The 3160-nt window shown below is 41.7% G+C and carries 4 protein-coding genes; all 4 read left to right on the top strand.

All coding sequences use genetic code 11. The features are described from left to right. Positions 1-58 precede the first annotated feature (58 nt). The 4 genes from LI015_RS27780 to LI015_RS28925 all read left to right on the top strand — a co-directional run bounded on the left by LI015_RS27780 (position 59) and on the right by LI015_RS28925 (position 3130). The gene (locus LI015_RS27780) at positions 59-1006 is read left to right on the top strand and encodes an acyltransferase (RefSeq protein WP_264468658.1); all 948 of its coding nucleotides are present in this window, start codon (positions 59-61) and stop codon (positions 1004-1006) included. Positions 1007-1137: 131 nt separating this feature from the next. Beyond that, entirely contained in the window at positions 1138-1422 is a 285-nt protein-coding gene (locus LI015_RS27775; protein WP_227126760.1) for a helix-turn-helix domain-containing protein, read from the top strand. 192 nt (positions 1423-1614) lie between these two features. Beyond that, a complete protein-coding gene (locus LI015_RS27770; RefSeq protein WP_227126762.1) occupies positions 1615-2253 on the top strand; it encodes an IS630 family transposase in 639 nt (212 codons plus the stop codon). A gap of 445 nt (positions 2254-2698) precedes the next feature. Beyond that, on the top strand, positions 2699-3130 hold the full coding sequence (locus LI015_RS28925; RefSeq protein ID WP_227126761.1) for a VanZ family protein: 432 nt from the start codon (positions 2699-2701) through the stop codon (positions 3128-3130). Positions 3131-3160: the final 30 nt, after the last annotated feature.

Below are 3160 nucleotides of genomic sequence, written 5' to 3'. Positions count from 1 at the left end.
CCCCCCCCCCCCCCCCCCCCCCCCCCCCCCCCCCCCCCCCCCCCCCCCCCCCCCAAAGCTGATATCTGCTCTTACTTATTTTATGAGTAAGATCGTCTGTGACAGTGCGGTACCGACTTATTTTCTGGTTTCGTCCATGTTATTTTATCGCTCGATGAAGTACACTTGGAAGCAGAATATGGTCAAGAAGATCAGGAGCCTGTTGGTTCCGTATGTGATCTTCAATACTTTGTGGATCCTGATGATGATGATGCGGATCGTGCTTTTGGATTCTCCCGCAAGCAGTATTCCGGATTATTTCAGTTATTCCGTGTTCGACTGGCTGAATGCATATCTGGGATTGGTAGGCGAATGCAAGCCGGAGTTATCGCTGCTGTGGTTTTTAAGAGATCTGTTCCTGCTGAATATTCTGGCATCAGTAATCAAGTGGCTGATCGACAGGTTGCCGAAGGTGATGATGATCTTCAATCTGATCATTTGGTTCGGGTGTATATCAACATATGGTGAGAACACATATACGCTCTACGGACTTCATACATATGCACTTGTACTCTGGATCTTCGGATATTATATCGTTAAATATGATATCCATATGAAAGTTATGGATAGAGTGAATGTCTGGGCGGCAACGCTGGCATTTGTCGTAGCGGCAATCTTGGATTTTGTGATCAGATGGACACTGTTCCACAGACTATTTATCCTTGTTGCAGTTCTTTATGTCGTAAAGATATCCAAGTTCCTTGTTCCTGAGGGAAAGATGATGAGGTTGCTGGCACCAACAACGTTCTTTATTTACCTGACGCATAGGTTTATATATACGATTATCGGGTTTTTCTATGAAAATACCGTGCTGACATACAGCATCATGTATTTCATAAAACCGATGATAGGGGTATTGTGCGGAATGTTAGGGTATTACATACTGAAACGAATCTGCCCCGGATTGTTAGGAATATTGGTAGGAGACAGAGTGACGAAGTGCGAAAGGAGCGCGGGGAATATATAGGATTTGAAAAGAGGTTAATTCAATTCATTATGTACGACTATCTAGTGTACTGACCGAGTTATATTCAGCTAAATAATGATTCTATAAAATACCATTCCGTGATATACTAAAAAGAATCGGCGGTGGTGGCTATGGCAAGACCTAAAACATATATCATTAAGCTCACAGATGGCAAGAGAGATACACTATACAAAATAATTAGTGACAAGAAAAACTGTAAGACTGCTATAAAACGATGCCAGATATTGCTTGAACTGGATGAGGTTCACGGGACGGGGCTTACTCACTCCCAGCTTGCACACAGATATGCTGTCTGCCCCACTACCATAACAAATGTTATCCAGTCTTATGTCAAAAATGGTATAAAAGATATCATCCGGTACAACATCAGTCCAAATTCCAGCGCTGCATTATGAAAGATGGACGTACGTACTGAGGCACGCATCATCCAGATGGCCTGTGATCCAGCCCCAGAGGGGCATTCACGCTTGATAATCCGGCTCCTGGAGGAAAAAGCCCGCATTGAGCTTAATGTTCCAGTAAAAAGGAAAACCATATGCCAGACTTAAAAAAATGAACTTCGACCTCACAAAAATGCCTACTGGTGCATTCCGCTAAAGGGAAATGCAGAATTAGTATCTTGTATGGAAGATATCCTGGACCTTTATGAACTGCCCTACAACCCAGATATTACTGTATTATGCATGGATGAAAAGCCATACCAGCTGCTGGGGGAAACCAGGGATCCATTACACATGCGTTCAGGGGATACCCGGAAGATTGATTATGAATATATCAGGAACGGCACCTGCAGCATATTTGTATTCGTGGAACCGCTGGGAGGTGTGCGCCATGTCAGCGTCCGGAAACACTGTACAGCTGTTGACTGGGCTGATGAGATCCGATATCTGGTAGATGTCAGCTATCCTGACCGCGATAATATCATACTCGTCATGTATAATCTAAATATCCATGCCATTTCATCCCTGTATAGGGCATTCCCTGCCCCGGAAGCCCGAAGAATTGCCAAAAGACTGGAAATTCATTATACCCCAAAACATGGGAGTTGGTTGGACATTGCCGAAATAGAGCTTAACGTAATGGCTCGCCAATGTCTGTCTCGTAGGATTAAGGAGATAATTTTGCTCCGCCAGGAACTGGCAGCATGGGAAAGTGACCGTAATAAGCACACTTCATATATCCAATGGCAGTTCACTACTGACAATGCTAGAATTAAACTGATATAGCTCTATCTCAGGTTTGGCTTATCCTGAGAAAAGTGATTTGACTGAATATAAACTGGTCAATACACTAGCTATATGTCAGTTTTTTGGGAAAACACGCATGGGGACCGAAGAAAATTTCTGGCAATGGTCGGATACCACCACGTTTACTCCGGAGTGGGAGCGAGTTTACATTTGGTATGACCGCTCCCAGTGGACATAAGGAGTTAAAAAAGCATGGGAGAATCTGATATGAAAAAAATGCCGATAATTACTTGACAGTAATAAGTCTAAAATTTTACCTATATAAAGAAATACACTTCTTTAATCTTGTGATAAAATACATTTATATAAAGGCAAAGGAACATATCTTTCCCAATTTCCCAGACCATGTCTAAAAGGAGCCGACCTCTTGAATTCGCTATTTCCTAAAACCATTCATTACATTTTTCAGGATATATTTAAAGAAATGCAATATCTTCCCTTAGCTTTTTTATTGGGTATTCTGTTATATCTGATAACTATTTTATGTATACGTCGTTACAAAAAACCTATATGCAGCACCCTATTCACTAGCTACCTTATAATGCTTTTTATCATAACCATATTTGAGCGTGAACCAGGGTCGCGTACAGGAATAAGTTTTAAGTTCTTTGATACATTAGGCGGACCCAGAGCAAATGCATATGTGATTGAGAATGTACTTCTTTTTATCCCTTTTGGAATCTTTATTCCACTAAAATGGAAACAGTTGAGGAATCCGTTTGTATGCTCCATTCTGGGATTCTGTCTGAGCTGTATCATTGAAATGATACAGTTGATTACAGAACGAGGTCATTTCCAGATTGATGATATTGTAACTAATACGTTAGGAACGATGATCTCTCGGAATCTTGAGTGATCATGCCAGCAAAACTCTGGCATTGAACTT

Origin of the sequence: Enterocloster sp. 210928-DFI.2.20, assembly GCF_020554465.1 — a bacterium.
In the GTDB taxonomy this organism is placed as follows: domain Bacteria; phylum Bacillota; class Clostridia; order Lachnospirales; family Lachnospiraceae; genus Enterocloster; species Enterocloster bolteae.
The sequence above is the reverse complement of the archived record's forward strand: the minus strand, read 5'-3'. Positions and strand labels throughout refer to the sequence as shown.